General features: G+C 71.1%; 1 pseudogene. It reads left to right on the top strand.

The window, feature by feature from the left end:
* A pseudogene (locus Q1A09_RS22530) lies at positions 1-395 on the top strand (electron transfer flavoprotein subunit beta); the annotation flags it as partial.

Genomic DNA, 395 nt, shown 5'->3' with positions numbered 1-395 from the left:
GCGCGGGCCACCGCCGACAACGTGATCAACGAGATGGACGAGTACGCCATCGAGGAGGCGCTGACGGTCAAGGAGGCCCACGGCGGCGAGGTCACCGTGCTCACCGTCGGCCCCGACACCGCCACCGACGCCATCCGCAAGGCCCTGTCGATGGGCGCGGACAAGGCCGTGCACGTCAGCGACCCGGCGATCCACGGCTCCTGCGCCCCGCAGACCAGCGCGATCATCGCCGCCGCGCTGTCGCAGCTGGAGTACGACCTGGTGCTGTGCGGCGCCGAGTCCACCGACGGGCAGGTGTCGGTGATGCCGGCGCTGATCTCGGAGCGGCTGGGCATCCCGCAGCTGTCCGGCGCCCGCAAGCTGACGATCGAGGGCTCGATGGCCAAGATCGAGCG

Source organism: uncultured Modestobacter sp., from assembly GCF_947486615.1.
Taxonomy (GTDB): Bacteria; Actinomycetota; Actinomycetes; order Mycobacteriales; family Geodermatophilaceae; genus Modestobacter.
Note: the sequence above shows the minus strand (reverse complement) of the source record. Positions and strands in the feature narration are given on the sequence as shown.